Source organism: Thermococcus cleftensis (genome assembly GCF_000265525.1).
GTDB classification, from domain to species: Archaea; Methanobacteriota_B; Thermococci; order Thermococcales; family Thermococcaceae; genus Thermococcus; species Thermococcus cleftensis.
In genome coordinates this window covers 1,329,384-1,345,547 of the sequence record NC_018015.1, presented here as the reverse complement: position 1 = coordinate 1,345,547, position 16,164 = coordinate 1,329,384, and the positions used below count along the sequence as shown (strand labels likewise).

Here is a 16,164-nt window from a genome sequence, read left to right as displayed (position 1 = left end):
TTGATGTCCTCTATAGGACATCGATGTATTGAGGTGGTGTAAAATGGGGCTGAGTGGTGAAGCCTGGGCAACCCTGCTGGTTCCGACTTTTTTGGGCATCGCAACGATGCTTCTCTACGGCTTCTGGGACAAAATAACCGGCAAGGAGTACTACGTGGACGACGAGATCCTGGCCTACGATGAGGACCTGATGAAAACCCTTGAGGAGGAGGGTAAGGCATGAACACGGAGATACTCCTCGGTTTCCTGTTCTACCTCGCCCTTCTGGCCTACATCGGCTGGTGGGCCAACAGGTACACCAAGACCGAGGATCAGTACTTCGTCGGCGGCAGGAAGGTCCACGTTTTGGCGGCGACCCTATCAGACAAGGCGAGTGACTTCTCAGGCTGGCTGATGCTAGGCTATCCTGGGAGCGCCTTCAAGGCAGGCCTAGGTGCTTTCTGGGCAGGAATCGGCTGTCTCTTCGGAACGCTGGCAGACTACGTCCTCATCGGGCCGAGGCTCAGAATCTACGCCGGTAAGTTCAGGGCCATAACGGTTCCGGACTACCTTGAGGCCCGCCTGAAGGACGACACCAAGCTGATAAGAATCCTGAGCGCGCTGATAATCCTGATATTCATGACGGCCTACGTTGCGGCGCAGTTCACGGCCGGAGGAAAGACCTTCGCCGAGGGCTTCGGCATAAGCGACAACACCGGAATAATCATAACCGTCATAATCCTCACCGCCTACGTCATCACCGGTGGCTTCTTCGCCGTCGTCTGGACCGACGTCGTTCAGGCAATGTTCATGCTGCTGACCCTGATAATCGTTCCCTTCCTGGCGCTGGCGGAGATAGGCGGCCTGGACAAGGCGACGCAGATAATAGCCCAGGCCGACCCGACGAAGCTCGACCCGTTCGGCGGCGCGACCGGTCTGGCGGCGATAGTCTTCGCGATAGGCTACGCCAGCTGGATAGTTGGCTACCTCGGACAGCCGCACATAGTCACGCGCTACATGAGCGTCGAGGACCCGAGGAAGCTCAGGAGGCCCGGAATCTTCATCAGTGGAACGTGGACGATACTCGTTCTCTGGGGCGCCTTCTTCGCGGGCTTTCTTGGCTTCGCGATGTACCAGGCTGGAATGCTCCAGGTCAGCGACCCGGAGAAGGTCATTCCCGCCATGGCCGTCGAGCTGATGCCCGGCTGGCTCGCAGGATTTGTCATAGCCGGGATAATCTCGGCCGTCATGAGCACCGCCGATTCACAGCTCCTCGTGGCTTCCTCCGCCATAGCCAGGGACTTCTACCACAAGGTGCTCGGAAAGGAGGTCGGCAAGAGGCAGATGGTGAACATCTCGAGGCTCGTAGTCGCTGGCGTCGCCCTCGTCGGCCTCTGGTTCGCGCTGACCGGCAACAAGGTCGTCTACGAGATGGTCGCGACTGCCTGGGGAGGACTGGCCGTGGGATTCGGACCGATACTCACGCTGAGCCTCTGGTGGAAGGGCGTAACCAAGGAGGGCGGAATAGCCGGAATGGCTTACGGTCTGGTCAGCGAAGTTATCCTCGAGGCGAAGGTATACGGCTGGGCCTTCAACCCCGACGCCCCGGGATTCTTCGGCACGATCGGTTCATGGTTCAACGGCATACCGGTGTTCTTCATCAACTTCTTCGTGACGCTGTTCATCATAATCCTCGTCAGCCTCTTCACCAAGCCGCCCGAGGACGTCGTCAGGCTCCACGAGGAGATATTCAGGAAGGTTCCCATCGAGGCGGGGAAGAAGAGCATCACCGAGACCAGAGCCAAGAGCCAGGTCGAGAACGTGGCTGAGTTCGTCCTCACTAGGGGCCTTGCCTGAGTCCCTCTATTTTTCATTTGGAGCATGACGTTCCGCCCCCGGAACGCTGAATCGCCCAACCTTTGGTTTTAAACCATTTTTGGTCAGCCTAACGTTTATAAGCACTGGTGTATAAAGGAGAGCGCCGATTGTAAAATCCTCGGGGTGGGAGCATGAGACCGCTCGACCTTACTGAGAAGGAACATTCTAGAAAGGTCACCATCTACTTTGAAGGAAAACCCTACGAGGCCTATGAGGGGGAAAAGATTACCGTCGCCCTTCTCGCCAACGGAATTTACTGGCTCACCACCAGCACGGAGGGACGGAAAAGGGGGGCCTTCACCTTCGGTCCGGTGCCAATGGTGGTGAACGGGATCAAGAACATCAACGCGCGCAAGACCAAGGTTCGTGACGGCATGAGGCTGGAGAGGCAGGGCTACGGGGACTTCCAGGAGACCGTTGAGATCGACGAGGGCAAGCCGGTTGGAAGACTGGTCGTAGATGTGGCCGTCATCGGCGGCGGCCCGGCGGGAATAGGGACTGTCCTGGAGGTCCAGGAACACCTCACCGTCGCCATAATAGAGGAGAAGGGCTGGCTCGGCGGCGACCTCTGGCTTAAGGGCCTTCCGCAGGAGGGTTTTGGAGAGAAGAAGCCCCAGGAGGTCGTTAATGAGCTTGTCGGGAAATTCAACGAGAACGTCCGGGTTTTCAAGGGCACGATAGCCCTCGGGGTCTTCGACAAGGGCGAGTACTTCCTCGTGCCGATAGTCACTGGACAGAACCAGCTCATCGAGATAATGGCGAAGCGCGTCGTTCTGGCCGTCGGTGCCGTGGATAACATACTGCTCTTCGAGAACAACGATTATCCCGGAGTTTTCAGGAGGAGCGACGCCCTGGAGGTTATCAACGTCTGGGGAATCGCCCCGGGAAGAAAGGTGGCGGTGGTCGGTGCCTTCCCCGAGGAGATCACCGTCGAGCTCGACCGCTGGGGGATAGAATACGTAGTCGTCCCCAATCCGAAGCGCGTCGAGGGGAGGGAGAAGGTCGAAAGGCTCATTGACATGAACGGGCACTCCTACGAGGTCGATGCGGTGATAGTTTCCGACGGGAGAAGGCCGGACATAAACCCCATCACCCAGGCAGGTGGAAAGCTGAAGTTCAAGCGCGGCTACTACGTTCCGGTGCTTGACTCCCAGCACAGGATACGCGACGGCATTTACGTGGCGGGAAGCGCGGTCTCGATAAAACCCCACTATGCCAACTACCTCGAGGGCAGGCTCGTCGGGGCGTACATTCTAAGGGAGTTCGGCTTCGAGGCGGAACCCTGCACCTACGAGGAGAGGCTGAAGGACTACGAGCCGGTGGCGGTTCCCGTTCACAAACTCCCACTCGACGAGTTCAACGGCGATGATGTCCAGATATGCGGTTGCGACGTCTCGCTCGGAAAGGTGGACAACGTCGTGAAGTCAGGCATAACCGACCTGCAGATAATCAAGCGCCTAACGCATTTAGCGATGGGCTTCTGCCAGGGCCGCTTCTGCCTCTTCAACGGCGCGGTTGTTGTTTCGCAGAGGACTGGAACGCCGATGGACAGGCTCGACATACCCGTCGCGAGACCGCCCCTTAAGAACATTAGAATGAAGGTCACCGCCGAGGGGGTGGAGGAGTATGCCGAGTAAAGAGCTCCCCGGGAGGAGCGATATCGTCATCATCGGTGGCGGGATAGTCGGGGTAACGCTCGCCCATGAGCTGGCGAAGCGAGGGGAGGAGGTCACCGTCATAGAGAAGCGCTTCATAGGTTCAGGCTCGACCTTCCGCTGTGGAACCGGCATAAGGCAGCAGTTCAACGATGAAGCGAACGTCCAGGTTATGAAGCGCTCCGTCGAGCTGTGGAAGAAGTACAGTGAGGAGTACGGCTTCTCCTTCGAGCAGACGGGCTACCTCTTCCTGCTCTACGACGATGACGAGGTGGAAGAGTTCAAGCAGAACATTGCGATTCAGAACAGGTTCGGCGTCCCGACGAGGCTCATAACGCCGGAGGAAGCCAAGGAAATAGTCCCGCTCCTGGACATCAGCGAGGTGATAGCTGCCTCCTGGAACCCAACCGACGGAAAGGCCGACCCCTTCTACGCCACGGCCGCCTTTGCCCTCAACGCCGAGCGCTTCGGGGCCAGGCTGGTTGAATACACCGAGGTCAAGGACTTCATCGTCGAGAACGGCGAGATAAAGGGCCTGAAGACCAGCAGGGGAACAATAAAGACGGGCACCGTCATAAACGCCACCAACGCCTGGGCAAAGCTCATCAACGCGATGGCCGGGATAAGCGTCAAGATACCGATAGAGCCCTACAAGCACCAGGCTGTCATAACTCAGCCCATAAAGAAAGGCGCAATAAGGCCGATGGTCATCTCCTTCAAGTACGGCCACGCTTACCTGACCCAGACGGCCCACGGTGGCGTAGTCGGGGGAGTCGGCTACGAGCTCGGGCCGACCTACGACCTCAACCCGACCTACGAGTTCCTCCGCGAGGTTAGCTACTACTTCACCAAGATTATCCCCGCCCTTAGGGAGCTCCTCATACTGAGGACCTGGGCGGGTTACTACGCGAAAACTCCCGACAGCAATCCCGCAATCGGGAAAATCGAGGAGCTGAGCGACTACTACATTGCCGCCGGTTTCTCCGGCCACGGCTTCATGATGGCGCCAGCTGTTGCGGAGATGGTCGCTGACCTAGTGACGAAGGGAAGAACGTCCCTCCCGGTTGAGTGGTACGACCCCTACCGCTTCGAGAGGGGAGAGCTCAGGGGAGAGGCCCTCCAGATGGGGTGAGCTTTCCTTTTCTCGCCACCCTTAAATATTTTCGAGCCCAACTTCCATAGGGGAAGTTCATGTACCGCGTTGATTCTCCCGGCAGGGTGAACCTGATAGGGGACCACACCGACTACGCCCTCGGATACGTCATGCCCGTGGCAATAAACCTCTACACCGTTCTCCACGCCCAAAAGGACGAAAAAGCCAGGGTTTACTCCCAGATTTTCCGGGAGGTGAAGGAGTTCGACCTAGAGGACATCAAAAAGGCCAACGATTGGGCTGACTACGTTAGGGGGATCTTCTGGGTTCTGAGGGTGGAGGGGTACAAAGTTGGCGGAATGAGGGGAATCCTTGGGGGCGATCTACCGATCGGTTCGGGCCTGGGTTCCTCGGCGAGCATAGAGATTGCTGTTTTGGCTTTCCTCAACGGGGCCTACGGGCTGGACCTCCTCCCAATAGAGATGGCCCTTCTCGCCCAGAAGGCGGAGAACGACTTTGTCGGAGTCCCCTGCGGGATACTCGACCAGTTCGCGGTCGTCCACGGAAAGAAAGAGCACGTCATATTCCTCGACACGGACACGCTGAGGCACGAGTACATCAGGTTCCCCGGCGACGTTCAGATTCTCGTGTTCTACACAGGGGTTAAACGGGAGCTGTCCTCCTCCGCCTACGCAGAGAGGAGGAAGGTCGCCGAGGAGACGCTCAGGCTCCTTGGAAAGAGAACCTCCAAGGAGGTCGAGGAGCGGGAGCTCAGGAACCTCCCCTCCCTTTACCGGCGATTCTTCGGGTACATCGTCAGGGAGAACCGGCGCGTCCTTGAGGCCAGGGACGCCCTGAAGAGCGGCGACCTCCAGAGATTCGGCGAGCTGATGACTGCCTCGCACTGGGACCTGGCGAGGAACTACGACGTCTCGAGCGAGGAGCTGGACTTCTTTGTAAGGAAGGCGGTCGAATTCGGTGCCTACGGGGCCAAGCTGACCGGCGCCGGCTTCGGCGGCTCGGCGGTGGCCATAGTTCCGGAGGAGCTGGTACTGGACGTGGCCATGAGGATCACCGATGAATACGTCAGGCACTTCAACTGGGAGCCTGACTACCACCTCGTCAGCCCGAGCGATGGAGTGCGCGTGAGGAGGGTCTGAACTTCTTCTGACCACTGATTTCCTGACTTTCCGCCCTGAAGGGCGAGGCTTTCAAGAGAAATGTGACGTAGAGGCACTGTAGTCCATCATCGATTATCCATATGTTGGCAAGCAATTAAACAACTTTATGCAGTAAAGTTTATAAAAAATGAATTTGAAAAATTGATTGAAAACTCTACAGGGCGATGCTATGAAACTCAAAATCGTGGGAGTCTTGTTGCTGACCCTACTGTTAACCTCCACCCTTGGCATGACGGCAACGGACTTTCTGAGTGTCGAAAGAACTTACCTCCAGGGAGGCGCTAAGGTCTTCATATTCCAACCCTCCCCCGAGGGAGGGGTAAAACTCCTCAAGCAGGGACACCTCAGCGGTCTCGTGACTCTGAGGACGGAAAGCAAAAAGTGGCGCGAAGCCGAGACTACTGAAAACCTACACGCTGTACCCACCCCGCTCGCAATATACATCACAAAGGACGGAAAGGTGGGAGTAAAAAGCATTCAGCCCGGAAAACCCCTCGAATTGAAGGGAATGTTCCCAATCGAGGAAGTTGCGGAACCCTATACCAAGCCGGGGCTGAGACTCCCGATAACGGCAAGACTGAAATATAAACTGCGCTCGCTTTTGGGCACATCGTCCTGTCCTTGGGGCTATGAGGAACTCAATGACAGATACTGCATAATCGAAAACTGGGAGTACCTTAAAGACTCATACTACGCTGACTCAAAAACCTTCACAGAATGGATCCCCTTCATGGGATTGAAAGTCAAAACTGGAGGGTATAAAGAAATAAGAAGCATCAGCGCTTCATGGGGTATTCAATTAACAACAAGTACAAATTCAATGTGGAGTCTAAGCATAGACGGAATACCTGTCCTAGACTTTGGAAATTCATACTCAGGCTCAACGCTGAAGGTCAGCTATGCGCCAGAACACGTAATAGAAACTGAGAACGGTTATTTGGACAGATACCTAAATCTCCCATTGAAGTACGTGGTCGTTGTTTACAACATTCCAGTATACGACAAGTGGAAGAAGGAATACGCCAGCATCCCCATTGCCGGAGTTTATCCCTTGGAAGTTATGATGAGCGGAGAATATAACGTCGGGGAAAGCGACCTGAACAGGAACCACTTACTAACGGATTACCTCCCGAATTCTCACTTTCCAACAAGTAACATCAAGGCAGAAATAAAAGTGGCCAAAACGGATTCCCGTGGTTCGTATCCAAACCTCGTGTTTGATTTCCAGGGGAGCTCCGGATACAACTTCTATTCTACTCCCCTAGGGGGTTCCGCGGCAAATTGGCTCTGGAGCAAACTTCCCGGAATCGGAACATTATCAATAACTTTCAGCTACTCATCAACGTCTCAATCAGTCGCAACGTATCGCATTGATATAGAGGAAGGGGCACCCAACCGGGCTTACTACGCCTCAATACTCAAAAGGAACCTCACACTCACTAACAGCAACAACGTGGAAGCAGCAATGTACTTTGCCACTGTAGATGACGGCCAGGATTCTCTGCCCCCATGTATTGGAAACTTCTGTCCCAAATCACTTGATCCAAACACTGAGAGATGACGTCCCTCTCTTTTTGTTCTGAAACCCCTACGTAGCCATGCGAATGGCACGTTTCCACATACATGTTCCCGGAGGAAGTTTTATAAGAGGCTTTCCGTAGGGCCGGCCGATGAAGAGGGAAAGGGCTATCCTCCAGGGGCGCAGGGAGAAGGCAGGAAAGCTCAGGCGGCTAAAGGTGAAGAGAAAGAACGTCCTCCTCCTAGCGGTCTCCATGTTCCTCGCCAACGTCTCCTTCGGAATGGCCTTCCCGTACCTGAGCGTCTACATGCGCCTCATCGGCGGAACGATGCTCATGGTAGGCCTCCTCAGCGTGGCATTCAACCTGACCTCCACGGCCTTCCAGTACCCCTTCGGCTACCTCTCCGACTCCACCAGAAACAGGAAAGGCTTCATAGCCCTCGGTCTCTTCTCCACGGGCTTCTTCTACGCCCTGATGGCCCTGGTATCGACTCCCCTGGCCCTACTCGCCCTGAGAACGGCTCAAGGAGCGCTCGGCTCGGCAATGATGCCTGCCAAGTCGGCCCTCATAGCGGAGCTTTCCACGAGGATAGGCTCGGCCTACGGCCTCTTCTCAACCGTTGAGAACGCCGGCTATATGTCCGGGAACTTCCTCGGCGGCTTCCTTGTAAAGAGAATCGGAATAAGGGGGATATTCGTGCTTTCCGGCGTTCTGCTGGCGGTTTCCGCGGTTATAGCCCTGGCTATGCGCGAGAGACCACGGCCGAAAAGGGCGCCGAGGCTTCTCCTGATCCCCCAGGAAGGGCGGGAGAGCGATAGGGCGACCGTCGGAAAGAAAGCCCTGGGAAGGCTGATGAGGGGCCACCTCGGAACCTTCTACCTCAGCGTCCTGCTGATGATGATAGCCAGCGGCCAGGTTTACTCCGTAGTCCCGGTTTACTTCGGCGAGACCTTCGGCGAGGAGTGGGTCGGTCTGCTCTTCGGCATCGATTCCCTCGCGGCCGCCCTGAGCGGCTACTACATCGGGAGGCTCATCGACAGGTACGGGGCCAAAAGGTTCTACCTCCTCTCCATAGCCGGCTACGGTATCGCTTTCCTCGGTTACGCCTTCGCGGAAAGCATCTACCTAATGCTCCCCGTTGCCTTCCTCTCGGGTGTGAAGTGGTCCATGACGCTGAATTCGGCCTCCACTTACGTCGCCGAGCGGGTGAGGGTGAGCGAACGCGGCCAGGGGATGGGCCTGCTGAACGCGATGATGAGCCTCGGCTGGGTCCTCGGCCCTCTCCTCGGGGGTTACCTATCGGGGATAAGCTTCACCCTGAACTTCGTGAGCACGCTGATTCCCCTAGGGCTGGCCTTCGTTTTAGCCATCAGACTGCCAGGGTGATGCACTCCGGAGGAACGCGCTCGACTATCCTGACGTTCTTTCCGGCTCTGTAGATCCTCAGGCCCCTCTTCCTCAGACAGTCGGCGTCTATGACGAGAAGAACCACGTCCCTCCCGTGCCTCCTGCCCGTTTCGACCGCCTCGCTTTTGCTCGTCGTTAGGTGAACGAACTGCCGCTTCATCGGTTTGAGTCCTTCTTTCAGAATTCGCGTGAGGTTCCTCCTCGGCGTTCCGTGGTAGAGAATTCTGGCCTCCCTATCTTCTTCGTGGTTTAGAGAGACCGGAAAGCTGTGGCCGTAGCGGGCGCGGATTTTGTCTCCTCTAATCTCGTAGCGGCCCTTCGCATCGCGGGCGACTATCTCCCTAACGAACTCCTCGGTGACATCGGGATAAACGCTCCGCAGGGCACTCACTAGGTCTTTGAGGGGCACAAAGCCCCTGGAGTCAGGCTTCAGCCCGAACTCCTCTGGGGAATGGCGCAGAATGTAGGCCATCAGCTTGCTCACCCTGACCCTCGACGGCATGGAGAAGAGTGGAGGGAGGAAATAAAAAACCTCACGGAAGCTCGATGACCGCCCACACCGGTCTGTGGTCTGAAACCTCGACGTCGCAGAGGCAGCCGTAGTCCTTAACCCGGGCCGGCCAGTCCTTCTTGAGTAGAATGTAGTCTATGTTCTCCTCGTCCCTGACACCGTTGCGCTCCCAGAGGAAGGTGTACGGGGGCCTCTCGGGGAAGGCGTCGCGGTAGTCGCGCGTGAGTATTGCTATTGCCTCCTCGTCAGGCTCCGCGTTGGTGTCGCCCCCTATTACCTGGGCCACCGGTTTGCTCTCCGCAAACTTGAGCAGCTCCTCGGCCTGCATCGCCCTCTCCTCCTCGCTCAGCCCCATGTGGACGTTCACTAGGGTGAGGCCGAGTTCCTCGATGAAGACCTTCTGTGCCGGTCTCGCCTGGCCGACGCTCTCTAGGTTGAGCTCACCCTCGGTTCTCATGTGCCAGTGGGAGAAGACCGCTATCCCGTAGCTTCCCTCCACTGCCGGCTTGTACTCGTAGGCGTAGCCGAGGCGGGCGGAGATGAAAAGGGGCACGTCCTGGTAGCCGTTGGCTATCATTCCGCCAACAACCTCCTGGGCCAGCCACACGTCCGGCCTCTGCCCGGCTAAAAGGTTCACGAGCTCGTAGCCGTTGAAGGTGCCGTCGTAGGGCCCGAAGCCCTGGTGGACGTTGTAGGTCCAGATGAGGACGTCCTTTTTCGCTTCGCCGTAGGTTGGCCCCGCGTTGAAGAGTGCCAGGGTTATCAGGGAAGCGACGATGAGGCCGGCCAGCGGTCCGGCAATTTCCCTCGCGCTTGGGAGTCCAACTTCGCGGTCCTTCCCGTAGGCGCTGAGGGCGTAGATTACTGAAGCGACCAGAATCAAAATCTCAAGCCTGTCCTCCATGAAGGCCAGCCCTATGTCCCTGCCCACGTAGGCACCTATGGCGAGCGTTGAGACGAGGAAGAGGTAGAACGCACCTATGACGCCTCCCCTGCTGCCCTTGGCGTTCTCGACCAGCGCTATTGAAGCCGCGAGAGCTAAGGGGAGACCGATGAGCGAGAGTGGCTTGAGGAAGAGCGTGGCCGAGCCTAGGACGAGTAGGGCCATCGCGAGGGAGGGCTTTCTGGCAAGGTACGGGCCGAGAAGAATCGCCAGGGCCACGAACAGGGAGAAGCCGATGAACTCGGGCAGGTAATAGACAGTCATTCCGGAGTAGCGCATCACGGCGTTGGGGTAGATGAGGCCGAGCTCGAGCAGAGCCGCGAAGGCGTACAGCCCAAAGCCGGGCTTCTTGAGGGTTCCCGGTTCCTTCCAGAGAGCGTATGAGCCGAGGAACAGAAGGACGGCCAGGATTACCCTCGTGTAGGGGAAATCAGCCGGTTCCCCGCCGGTGGCCAGAACGCGGAGGCTCAGGTCGGCAACGAGGCCGATCGCCAGGTACTTCACGTCAAGCTCCTTGACGAGGGCCAGAGCCACTGGAAGGGCAAAGGCCGCTATCAGGTGCGTGTATTCCGTCGCATCAGTGGCGAGGAGTGCGATGGCGTAGGCGGCCATTATGACCGCCCCGGCCTTTCTGCTAAGCCGCCCGACGAGAAATGCCGCAAGCAGGAGCAGGAGAATCCCCAGTCCGGAGGGGAGGTTCACCCCGTAGAAGAACGTCTTTTCCAGGCTGGAATACGCTCCCGCAATGAAGATTCTAAGTGACGACGCCAGCAACACTCCGGCCCCAAGACCGAGCAGTATTTTATCCCTTCCGTTCACGCTCATGTCCATCACCTAAAACTCAAGTTGTTGGGAGGGCACTTAAACTTTGTTGATACCCCAACGGCTCAGAGGAAGAAGGGGAGGAGAAAAACCAGCGCCCCCATGAGAAAGGCCGCCTCCATCTTCCGGAACACTTCCTGCCTTTCAGCACCGTCGAGCCAGTGCCATAGTTGAAGGACAGAATATGCCATAAAAGGGAGCGAAAGGACAGAGGGAAGCGGGTAATAGCCGAGGAGGCAGTAGACGACGACCATGATGGAGGAGAGGGCAAAGAGAAGCATCCCAACCTTTATTCCCCTCTCCCGCCCGAGCCACGAGGCGGACGTTCTTGCCCCCAGGGCGAGGTCCTCATCTATGGTCGGTATCGCGAGTATCATGTGGCCTGCCGAGAGGAGAACGAAGAAGGGGAGGGAGTAAACGACCGCCCATCTCACCGGAAGGCCGAGGGACTCGAAGATGAGCCCCATCGTGACGGGGCCGTAGGTCAGGCCGTTGGTCAGCGAATCGACGAGGGGCCTCGCCTTGAAGCGCATCGGAGGAGCGGAGTACGCTATGGCGAGGAAAGAGGCGATGAGCGTTATGACAAGGGCTTTGAGGGATATCAGCGCGGAAAGGGCAAGCGCCGGAATGAGGAGGCCGTAGCCGAGGAGTTTAGCGACCCTCAGGCTCACCTTTCCGCTCACGAGGGGGAGCTCGGTTCTGTTGGCCAGCAAATCCAGCTCGTAGTCGTGGTACTCGTTGATGACCAGGCCCGCCGACGTGACGAGAAAGACCACGAGCATCGCTATGAGAAAATCCGCCGTGAAGAAAACGCCGTAGTGGTAGCGCGCGATGGTGAAGGCAACTAACCCCGGAACGAGGGAGGGAAGGGCGAACTTGGGACGAAGAAGGGAAAGTAGAGCCCGGAGCTCCACTCAGCGGAACCTCCTGAGGGCCATCTCGGCCGCAACGCTTATCGGGTCAATGGTCGGGCTTATCGGCGGGGCGTAGGCGGTCTCAAGGTAAACGACGTCCTCAACGGTCGCCCCCTTCTGCGCCAAAGCCGAGAGCGTCATTATCCTGCCCCAGACGCGCTCGCCGCCGACTATCTGCGCGCCGATTAGCTTCCTGTCGGACTTCCTGAAGATTACTTTAACCGTTATCGGCTTGCCGCCGGGGTAGTACTCGGGTTTTGTGCTTCCCTTGAACTTGCCGACTGCTATTTCAATGCCCTCTCTCTTGGCCCTCTCTTCGGTTATTCCGAAGGTACCTATCTCGAGGCCGAAGAGCTCGGTTATTGCGGTGTTGAAGGTCGGCCTGAAGGCGACGTCCTTTCCGGCTATGTGCTCCGCCGCGACCTTCGCCATTCTCACCGCGCTCGTCCCGAGCTGGCTGAGCGTCCTTGCCCCGGTAACGGCATCAATGACCTCCGCGCAGTCGCCTATTGCGTAAATATCAGGATCGCTCGTCTGGAGGTGCTCATTGACGACTATTCCGCGGTTCACCTCAAGCCCTGCCGCCTTCGCCAGGTCGGTGTTGGCCCTCACACCGGTGGCAACGAGCACGAGGTCGGCCGGGACTTCCTCGTCGCCGATTCTTACAGCTCTGACCGGGCTTCCGATTATCTCGCTAACTCCCTCTTTGAAGCGGAAAGTTATGTTGTGTTTCTCCATCTCGGCCTGGACGAGCTTGGCGGTATCCTTGTCCAGCATCGTGGGCAGAAGCCTGTCCATGAGCTCTACAACCAGAACCTCCATGCCGAGCTTCGCGAAGGCCTCCGCGCCTTCGAGGCCTATAAGCCCTGCACCGATGACGACGGCCTTTCTCGGCTTCCTCTCGGCTATGTAGGCCTTTATCCTCCTCACGTCGTCGAGGCTCTTGAGGGTGAACACTCCCTCGTTCTCCACGCCCTTGATGGGTGGAACAAAGGCCTTAGAGCCAACCGCCAGGACAAGCTTGTCGTAGGGGATTTCGTCCTTGTCGGTGATTACAGCCTTCCTCTCGCGGTCTATTGCCCTGACCTCGGTGTTGAGCATAAGCTGGATCTTCTGCTTTTCGTAGAACTCGTTGGGGAAGACGACAACGTCCTCGGGCTTCTCTATCGTGCCGCTGATGACGTGCGGCAGGGCGCAGGGGGAGTACTGCATTGTCTCCTCCTTTCCGATGACGATGATCTCGGCCTTTCTGTCGAGCTTCCTCATGAAGAGGGCGAAGTTGCTTCCGGCTGTGCCAGAACCGACGACCACGATTTTCATGAGCACCACCGGAGGGAGAAGGGCGAGGAGGTATAAAAAGTTGGCCTTGGTGAAAGGAGGGATTAGAACCTCACGGCTCCACTACCGTCCCGCTGTGCTTCCCCCTCACCACGTCAAAGAGGTGATAGGCGTCGCTCTTCCCGACTATGTAGGTTCTAATCTTCCCGCGCTGGATGAACTTCGCCGCTAAAGCATCAACGACCCCGCTTCCCCCCGCTTTGCTCTCGGCTTGCATGGCGATCTCGACGAGCTGGTCGACGGTTATCCTGTCGAGCTTCTTCGCGTTGGGGTTCTTTCTCGGATCAGAATCGTAGACGCCGTCAACGTTTGTCACCACGACGAGAAGGTCGGCCTGGAGGTACTCGGCGAGAAGAGCCGAAACCGCATCGGTCGTGTGGCCGGGGTGAGTTCCTCCCATTATTGGTATCTTCTTGAGCTGTATGACCTCCCAGGCCTTCCTGAAGTCCTGAATGACGAAGGGATAGGCCTTCTCGCCGAGGGCAGCGATGAGAAGCATTGCATTGGCGCGGGTGATGTGAATTCCGATGTAGTCCTTGAAGGTCTCGTTGGGCGTGAAGGTCTTCGCCGCTTTGATGTACTTCCTGGCAACCTTTCCTCCGCCGACTACCACCGCAACCTCGTGGTCCTCGCTTATCTTGATGAGCTCGTATGCGATGGCCTTAATAAAATCAACGTCCGGGTCGTCGGGGACAAGAACCGAACCGCCTATATCGAAGACTATCCTCATGATGACCCTCACGGTGCTAATCGAGGTTCCTTTATAACCTTTTTCTTGCCTAGAATCAGTCAACCCGAAAGCGTTATCAACTTAAAAGGGGAAAGTATGTTGGTGTGGGGCATGGAGATAACGGTTAGGGTGCGCGTTCCGGAGGGGGCTGATGAAAAAGCAATCGGCGAGCTAGCGGGGCTGTTTGCGCGGGCACAGGTGTTGAAGTCCCTTGCAACCGGGAAAAGAAAGGTAAGGAGAGAAAAGGCTTCGTGGAGGGAGCTTCGTGAGTATCTTGAGGAGTACCGCGACCTTCGTGGATAGCAGTGTCCTCCTGAACGTAATCTTTGAAACCGAACTCACCGAACGGGCCGTTAAGTTGATTTCTCTCGCGGAGTATCCTGTGATTTCTGAGACGGTAATCGATGAATGCGTTTACGTCACCCTCAGGAGGAAAGCATCTCGAAAAGGAGTGCGCAGCATATACGACCTGAAGCGATTCCTCAAAAGAGAAGAGGGGAAAGCTCTAATCCGAGAATCCAACGAGGATGTTCTCTCCGTCGTGGCGAGTTACGGGATGGAGGTTGTGAAAGACCCCGATGTGTTTCTTGCGTTGAGTCTTGCGGAGAGATACGGCCTGCTGCTTCACGATGCAAAGATACTCGGCTCAATGGTCGAGAACGGAATTCGAAAGCTCGTCACCCTGGACAGAGACTTCGAGGGAATCCCTTTGATTGAGGTCATAAAGGAAAACAAAAACGGAGAGTAGCTCACCCTATCTGGAAGGCTGAAGTCCTCAGCTCACCGCGCTCGAAGCGGTAGGGGTCGTACCACTCCCAGTCTAGCGGGACCTTGGAGCGGCCCTTTGAAATCAGCTCGGCCATCGCCTGAGCAACCGCCGGGGCCATCATGAAGCCGTGCCCGCTGAAACCAGCCGCGATATAGAAGTTATCAAGGAGTTTACCCATCGCAGGGTTGCTGTCGGGCGTTTTCGCGTAGAAGCCCGCCCACTGACGGACGATGTGTGCATAGCGGAGCGGCGGGGCTATCCTGACCGCGTAGTCCAGAACACCGCGCAGGAAGTCGTAGGTCGGCTCGACGTCGTTTAAGCTCCTAGCCTTGTGCTCTATTCCTGCGCCGCAGATTATCCCGCCGTCCTCCCCGTCCTGGATGATGTAGGCGTCGTTCCAGCTCGGCGGACAGATCAGCGGTTCAGCCTGTCCGGGCTCGAGGGGTTCGGTCTTGACGAGCTGGTGCTTGTAGGCGGTGATGGGAACGAGGTTCCGCTTTAAGCCAGCCATCTCGTTGATGAGCGGCGCCCAGGCGTTGGCCGCGTTGAGGACGGCATCTACCCTAACCCTCTCGATCCTCCCGTTGTAGCGGAACTTCACGGTCGTTATGGCGTTCCCCTCGCGCTCAAAGCCAACCACCTCGGTGTGCTCGCGCGCATCAACGCCGAGCCCCTTAGCCCGGAAGAGGTAGGCAAAAAGCGTCTTGAAGGGGTTCGCCTTCCCGTCCTTCGGGTTCCACGCCCCGGCGAGGAAGGGCTCGGTGTTGAGGATCGGGGCTATCTCTTTCGCTTCGTCCATGTCGATGAGCCTTGTTGGGACACCGAATTTGTTCTGGAGCTTTATGTTCGCCTTAAACGCCTCAACCTCCTCCTCACTCGTGGCAAGGAACAGGTAGCCGGTCTGTCTGAAGACTATGTCGCTCTCCAGCTCCTCCTCAAGCTTTTCCCATCTCTCAACGGAGTGCTTCATGAGCCTGATGTTCGCTTCGTCCGTGAACTGTGCCCTGATTCCCGTTGCACAGCGGAAGGTGGAGCCCGAGCCGAAGTAGTTCTTCTCGAGGAGGATTACCTCCTCCCCAAGCTTCGCCAGCTCGTAGGCGGTGGCAACTCCTATTATCCCCCCGCCAATTACGGCTATTTTACTCATCGGCACCACCCACTATGACCTCTACGCGGACCGGCCTGGTCGGGACCCTCGCCTTTGGAAGCAGAATGTCCTCCTGCTTCTTCCCGGTCTTCCTCGCGAGTATGCCAAGCACTATCGGGATGCACGTCCTTCCCTGGCAGGGGCCCATTCCTATGCGGAGGAGCCTCTTGAGCTCCTCGATGTCGGTAATTCCAGAATCGATGAGCGCCTCGACCTCCTCAACGGTGACATCGTTACAGCGGCAGACTATTTTCTTCCCGGCCATTTTCATCACCCC

Annotated in this window: 16 protein-coding genes; 9 read left to right on the top strand and 7 right to left on the bottom strand. The window is 57.2% G+C overall.

The window, feature by feature from the left end; genetic code table 11:
* Positions 1–43 precede the first annotated feature (43 nt).
* The 7 genes from CL1_RS07185 (at position 44) to CL1_RS07155 (ending at position 8,692) form a co-directional block, all read left to right on the top strand.
* The gene (locus tag CL1_RS07185) at positions 44–223 is read left to right on the top strand and encodes a hypothetical protein (protein WP_014789215.1); all 180 of its coding nucleotides are present in this window, start codon (positions 44–46) and stop codon (positions 221–223) included.
* Positions 220–1,836 (top strand): sodium/proline symporter, encoded by a 1,617-nt coding sequence (locus CL1_RS07180; RefSeq protein ID WP_014789214.1) that lies wholly within the window; start codon positions 220–222, stop codon positions 1,834–1,836. Before CL1_RS07185 ends, CL1_RS07180 begins: the two co-directional genes overlap by 4 nt.
* Before the next feature lie 152 nt (positions 1,837–1,988).
* Positions 1,989–3,494 (top strand): FAD-dependent oxidoreductase, encoded by a 1,506-nt coding sequence (locus tag CL1_RS07175; protein ID WP_014789213.1) that lies wholly within the window; start codon positions 1,989–1,991, stop codon positions 3,492–3,494.
* Complete coding sequence (locus tag CL1_RS07170) at positions 3,484–4,644, top strand: NAD(P)/FAD-dependent oxidoreductase (RefSeq protein WP_014789212.1); 1,161 nt, start codon at positions 3,484–3,486, stop codon at positions 4,642–4,644. The genes CL1_RS07175 and CL1_RS07170 overlap by 11 nt, the downstream gene beginning before the upstream one ends.
* A gap of 59 nt (positions 4,645–4,703) precedes the next feature.
* Positions 4,704–5,765, top strand: a complete 1,062-nt coding sequence (locus tag CL1_RS07165) for a galactokinase (protein ID WP_014789211.1) — start codon at positions 4,704–4,706, stop codon at positions 5,763–5,765.
* A gap of 166 nt (positions 5,766–5,931) precedes the next feature.
* Positions 5,932–7,347 (top strand): hypothetical protein, encoded by a 1,416-nt coding sequence (locus CL1_RS07160; RefSeq protein ID WP_237266230.1) that lies wholly within the window; start codon positions 5,932–5,934, stop codon positions 7,345–7,347.
* Between the two features lie 109 nt (positions 7,348–7,456).
* Complete coding sequence (locus tag CL1_RS07155) at positions 7,457–8,692, top strand: MFS transporter (RefSeq protein ID WP_014789209.1); 1,236 nt, start codon at positions 7,457–7,459, stop codon at positions 8,690–8,692.
* On the opposite strand, the gene CL1_RS07150 is transcribed toward CL1_RS07155, so the two are convergent.
* The 5 genes from CL1_RS07150 to pyrH form a co-directional block, all read right to left on the bottom strand.
* Positions 8,676–9,215 carry an RNA 2'-phosphotransferase gene (locus tag CL1_RS07150; RefSeq protein WP_048152096.1) on the bottom strand — a complete coding sequence of 180 codons (540 nt, stop codon included), beginning with the start codon at positions 9,213–9,215 and terminating at the stop codon, positions 8,676–8,678. The genes CL1_RS07155 and CL1_RS07150 overlap by 17 nt on opposite strands.
* A 31-nt stretch (positions 9,216–9,246) precedes the next feature.
* Positions 9,247–10,992 carry an endonuclease/exonuclease/phosphatase family protein gene (locus tag CL1_RS07145; RefSeq protein ID WP_014789207.1) on the bottom strand — a complete coding sequence of 582 codons (1,746 nt, stop codon included), beginning with the start codon at positions 10,990–10,992 and terminating at the stop codon, positions 9,247–9,249.
* Between the two features lie 62 nt (positions 10,993–11,054).
* Positions 11,055–11,903 (bottom strand): prenyltransferase, encoded by an 849-nt coding sequence (locus CL1_RS07140; RefSeq protein WP_014789206.1) that lies wholly within the window; start codon positions 11,901–11,903, stop codon positions 11,055–11,057.
* On the bottom strand, positions 11,904–13,223 hold the full coding sequence (locus CL1_RS07135; protein ID WP_014789205.1) for an NAD(P)/FAD-dependent oxidoreductase: 1,320 nt from the start codon (positions 13,221–13,223) through the stop codon (positions 11,904–11,906).
* Between the two features lie 70 nt (positions 13,224–13,293).
* Positions 13,294–13,971, bottom strand: a complete 678-nt coding sequence (pyrH, locus tag CL1_RS07130; RefSeq protein WP_014789204.1) for a UMP kinase — start codon at positions 13,969–13,971, stop codon at positions 13,294–13,296.
* A 96-nt stretch (positions 13,972–14,067) separates the two neighbouring features.
* Here pyrH and CL1_RS07125 point away from each other — a divergent pair, with 96 nt between their 5' ends.
* Together CL1_RS07125 and CL1_RS10530 are read left to right on the top strand one after the other, a co-directional pair.
* The gene (locus CL1_RS07125; RefSeq protein WP_014789203.1) at positions 14,068–14,274 is read left to right on the top strand and encodes a hypothetical protein; all 207 of its coding nucleotides are present in this window, start codon (positions 14,068–14,070) and stop codon (positions 14,272–14,274) included.
* Positions 14,267–14,719, top strand: coding sequence for a PIN domain-containing protein (locus CL1_RS10530; protein WP_014789202.1), 453 nt, complete (start codon positions 14,267–14,269; stop codon positions 14,717–14,719). Before CL1_RS07125 ends, CL1_RS10530 begins: the two co-directional genes overlap by 8 nt.
* 1 nt (position 14,720) lies before the next feature.
* Here the strand turns inward: CL1_RS10530 and CL1_RS07115 are convergent, their stop codons facing one another.
* Positions 14,721–15,887, bottom strand: a complete 1,167-nt coding sequence (locus CL1_RS07115) for an NAD(P)/FAD-dependent oxidoreductase (protein WP_014789201.1) — start codon at positions 15,885–15,887, stop codon at positions 14,721–14,723.
* Complete coding sequence (locus CL1_RS07110; RefSeq protein ID WP_014789200.1) at positions 15,880–16,152, bottom strand: (2Fe-2S)-binding protein; 273 nt, start codon at positions 16,150–16,152, stop codon at positions 15,880–15,882. Before CL1_RS07110 ends, CL1_RS07115 begins: the two co-directional genes overlap by 8 nt.
* Between the last annotated feature and the right edge of the window lie 12 nt (positions 16,153–16,164).